General features: G+C 71.2%; 5 protein-coding genes and 1 pseudogene. 3 read left to right on the top strand and 3 right to left on the bottom strand.

The genetic code is table 11. From position 1 onward, the window contains the following. Nucleotides 1–345 (top strand): annotated as a pseudogene (locus tag FGF04_RS40480) (alpha/beta fold hydrolase); the annotation flags it as partial. 19 nt (nt 346–364) lie between these two features. Here FGF04_RS40480 and FGF04_RS38345 read toward each other — a convergent pair. Next, a complete protein-coding gene (locus FGF04_RS38345) occupies nt 365–1,324 on the bottom strand; it encodes an AraC family transcriptional regulator (RefSeq protein ID WP_235882733.1) in 960 nt (319 codons plus the stop codon). Nucleotides 1,325–1,436: 112 nt separating this feature from the next. On the opposite strand from FGF04_RS38345, the gene FGF04_RS38340 reads away from it, so the two are divergent. Next, a complete protein-coding gene (locus FGF04_RS38340) occupies nt 1,437–2,189 on the top strand; it encodes an SDR family NAD(P)-dependent oxidoreductase (RefSeq protein WP_149516010.1) in 753 nt (250 codons plus the stop codon). A gap of 183 nt (nt 2,190–2,372) precedes the next feature. Here the strand turns inward: FGF04_RS38340 and FGF04_RS38335 are convergent, their stop codons facing one another. Next, complete coding sequence (locus tag FGF04_RS38335; RefSeq protein WP_235882732.1) at nt 2,373–3,023, bottom strand: DUF305 domain-containing protein; 651 nt, start codon at nt 3,021–3,023, stop codon at nt 2,373–2,375. Next, nucleotides 3,020–3,691, bottom strand: coding sequence for a DUF3105 domain-containing protein (locus tag FGF04_RS38330; RefSeq protein WP_149516009.1), 672 nt, complete (start codon nt 3,689–3,691; stop codon nt 3,020–3,022). The genes FGF04_RS38335 and FGF04_RS38330 overlap by 4 nt, the downstream gene beginning before the upstream one ends. A gap of 155 nt (nt 3,692–3,846) precedes the next feature. Between FGF04_RS38330 and FGF04_RS38325 the strand changes: the two genes are divergently transcribed. After that, the coding region (locus tag FGF04_RS38325; protein ID WP_188114410.1) for an Rrf2 family transcriptional regulator at nt 3,847–4,033 on the top strand (187 nt) is incomplete at its 3' end.

Below are 4,033 nucleotides of genomic sequence, written 5' to 3'. Positions count from 1 at the left end.
CCCTACGCCTCCGCCCCGTACGACCCCGCCCCGTACGACCTCGTCCGGCGCGCCTACTCCACCAGCCGCTCCCTGCGGGCCGTCCTCGCGGAGAACGCGACCTACCGGGACCAGGCCGTCGAGCTGGTCTCCCTGCGGCGGCGGTACGGGCTGGAGGCGCCGGTCACCGTGCTCGCCGCGTACGCGGGCGGCTCACGGCGGTGGCTCGACCGCCAGGAACGCCTCGCCGGCCGGCTCGGCGGCACCTTCCGCGTAGCGGCCCCGGCCGGGCACCTCGTCATGCTCGACCGCCCCGGAGAGGTGGCGGACGCGATCCTCACCACCCAGGAGAGCTCCACCCCTTGAAACTCCTGGTGCGACGACGTCAGACGCCTTCGGCGGCTGAGTGCGCCGACTCCTTGGCCTGGTTGCGGAACTGCGCGGGCGACGAGCCCACCACACGGCGGAACGCGGTGCTGAACGCGCTCTCGGACAGATACCCGGTGGCCCGTGCGAGCTCGGAGATCGATCGGCTGTCGCGGGCGAGGGCGTCGCGTGCGAGGCTCATGCGCCACTGGATCAGGTACTCCAGGGGCGGGACCCCGACATGGCGCTTGAAGGCGTGGGCGAACGCGGAACGCGACATGTTGCTGAGCTCGGCGAGTTCCTTGAGGGTCCAGGGGTGGGCCACGTCCGCGTGCACGGCGCGCAGGGCGGTACCGATGCCGTCCTCGTTCAGCGCGCCGAGCCAGCCGGTGGGCCGGTCCGTCCGGGCGGCGTGGGCGCGCAGCATGTGCACGAGCAGGATCTGCGCGAGGTGGCTCTGCACCAGCGGACCGCCGGCGGCGGTGATCCCGACCTCGGTGGCCAGGAGATCGATCAGCTGGGCGAGCCGCCCGCCATGGGGATCGTCCACACGGACGATCACGAGCGGCGGCAGGAGATCGGTCAGGAGGGACGCGTTCCTGTCGTCGAACCCGATGTGCCCGACGCAGAGGTAGAGGTCGTCCTCGGACTCCGGGCCGATCCGCACGAGCCCGTCCTCGGCGCCCGCCAGCACCTGTTCCGCCGGGCGTGGCCTCGCGTCGGGCGTGGAGGCCAACACGTAGGGGGGCGGGTTGCCGAGCATGAAGGTGTCCCCCTCGCGCAGGAGCACCGGTTCCTGCCCCTCGACGAGCAGCCAGCACGTGCCGCTCACGAGGCCCCCGATCCGTACGTGCAGGAAGGCGTCGAAGCGCACGGCCCACTCGCCTGAGGCCTTGAGGCTGGGCCCGACCACGGTGCGGGGCCGCAGCAGGCTGATCGCGTCAGCCACCGGATCCTGGAACCCGAGCACCGACGGCACCTCCTGGACGATACGTAAAGGATCCTGGACTCCACATTATGGATGAAGCGCCCGGTCTCTCGCAGTATCGATGTCGAACGGTAGGGACAGCGAGAAACCGACGGAGATTCACATGGGACAGCTGGAAGGCAGGACGGCGGTCGTCACCGGGGGCAGCACCGGCATAGGTCTGGCGACCGCCGTGCGGCTGGCGGACGAGGGCGCGTACGTGTTCGTCACCGGGCGGCGCGAGGCCGAGCTGAAGGCCGCCGTCGAGACGATCGGGGCCCACCGGGCCACCGCGGTGGTCGGGGACGTCTCCGATCCGCAGGACCTGGACCGGCTCTACGAGGAGGTCCGGGCGAGAGGCACGGGTGTGGACGTGCTCGTGGCGAACGCGGCCGTCGCCTCGTTCGTGACGCTGGAGGAGACCACCGAGGAGCACGTCGACCAGATCTTCGGGGTCAACGTCCGGGGCACGGTGTTCACGGTGCAGAAGGCGCTGCCGCTGCTCAACGACGGAGCGTCGGTCGTCCTGATTGGGTCGGCCGCCGCCAGTCGCGGGGTCGCGGGCTTCGGCGCGTACTCGGCGTCGAAGGCGGCGGTGCGGGCCCTGGCGCGGGCGTGGTCCGTCGAGCTCAAGGACCGCGGGATCCGGGTCAATGTCGTCTCACCGGCGTGGATCGAGACTCCCGGTGGCATGGCGGCCTTCGGCGACGAGGAGACCGTCCGGGCCGTCAAGGAGACCGTTGCCACGACCGTGCCCAAGGGCCGCTTCGGCCGCCCCGAGGAGGCGGCCGCCCTGGTGGCCTTCCTGGCCTCGGAGCAGAGCAGCTACGTCGTCGGCGTGGAGTTCCACGTCGACGGGGGCGCGAACCAGATCTGAGCGGGCGCTACGGGAGTCCTCGGACGCGGGGGCACGGGCCACGAGCTGCGGGCTGCGCGCCGCCGTCGGCCCGGCCCCGCCCGCTGTCGGCCCGGGCCCGCCCGGTGCCGAGCCGGTGCCGACCCCGCGCCGAGCCGGTGCCGGCCCGGTACCGAGTCGGCGCCGACCCGACCCGGCGCCGAATCAGTTCCGCGGCTTCGCGCCCCGCTTCGCCAGCAGGTCCGAGATCAGCTTCATCTCGGACTCCTGCGCCTGGACCATGCCCTGCGCGAGCCGCCGCTCCACACCGACCTGGCACCGCTCCACGCACCCCTTGGCCATGTGCACACCGCCCACATGGTGGGCGTACATGAGCTGCAGGTAGCGCACCTCGGCGGCCTTGCCGCTCAGCTTGCGCAGCGCGTCCATCTCGGTGTCGGTCGCCATGCCCGGCATCAGCGCGCCGTCCTCGCCGGCCCCCATGCCGGCCATGCCCATCCACTCCATGGGCTCGTCGGCGGACACCTTGGGCAGCTCCCACAGGTCCAGCCAGCCCAGCATCATGCCGCGCTGGTTGGCCTGGGTCTGCGCGATGTCGTACGCGAGGCGGCGCACCTCCTCGTCGTCGGTGAGGTCGCGCACGATGTACGACATCTCGACGGCCTGCTGGTGGTGCACGGACATGTCGCGCGCGAAGCCCGCGTCCGCGGAGTCGGCCGCGGGGGGCCTCATCCCGGAGTCGTCGCCGTCGGCGACCGCGTAGGTGATCGCCCCGGCCGCCACGAGGACGGCCGCGGCGGCGCCGCTGATCCAGCCCGCGGTCCTGGCCCCCCTCTTGCTCCCGTTCCTGCTCACTGCGCCAGGCCGTTGGTGCAGGCGGCCCCCGGCTCCGGGGTCTGCTTGCCCTGGACGAACGTCTCGAAGAACGCGGCCACGTCCGGGTCGCTCGCGCCCTTCACCGTCCGCTGGTGCCCCCACGCGGAGAGCATGATCGGGTCCTTCTGGTCCTCTACGGGGCTCATCAGCGAGTACGGCGTCTTCTTGACCTTCTCGGTGAGCGCCTTCACGTCGGCGTCCGGGGCCTTGCTGTTGTACGTCACCCAGACCGCGCCGTGCTCCAGCGAGTGCACGGCGTTCTCGTTCTTGATCGCCTTTTCGTAGACGTCGCCGTTGCAGTTCATCCAGACCTGGTTGTGGTCACCGCCGACCGGCGGCTCCATCGGGTACGTCACGTCCTTGGCGACGTGGTTCTGCGTGAGCTTGGTGCTCCACTTCTTCACCCCGTCCTCGCCCGTGACGAACTTCCCCGAAGCCGCCTTCGAGTCGCTCGCCGCGCTGCTGTCCTTGTCGTCGGACTGCGAGTTGATCAGGAACGCGCCACCGGCGACGAGCCCGGCGACGACGAGCACGCTGGCGGTGATCGTGAGGACCCTGTTGCGGCGCTCACGGGCCTGCTCGGCGCGCCGCATCTCCTCTATCCGCGCCTTGCGCGACGCGGTCTCTGTCTTCTTCGCGGAACCCATGGGGCGGTCCTTCTGGGGGAAAGGGGCGGTGGAGTGGTCAGCTGATCGTAGTGGGGGAGGAGTGGATGCGGTCCAGGAGCCCGCGGGATTGGCCGAATGGCCGGGGCACCGGCAGATAATTTGAACCGGCAATGCGCATTATCTACGCTGCCGGTATGCGGCTGCTGCGATCGACCGACCTGGCTCTGCGCGTCCTGATGCGGCTCGCCGTCGCCGACGGGACGACGACGCCGACCACCCGCGACGTCGCGGCCGCCATGGAGGTGCCGTACACGCATGCCGCGAAGGTCGTCGCCGAGCTGCAGCACCTCGGGCTCCTCGCCGCGCGGCGAGGAGCCCGAG

Origin of the sequence: Streptomyces apricus (assembly GCF_008369065.1) — a bacterium.
In the GTDB taxonomy this organism is placed as follows: domain Bacteria; phylum Actinomycetota; class Actinomycetes; order Streptomycetales; family Streptomycetaceae; genus Streptomyces; species Streptomyces apricus.
Note: the sequence above shows the minus strand (reverse complement) of the source record. Positions and strands in the feature narration are given on the sequence as shown.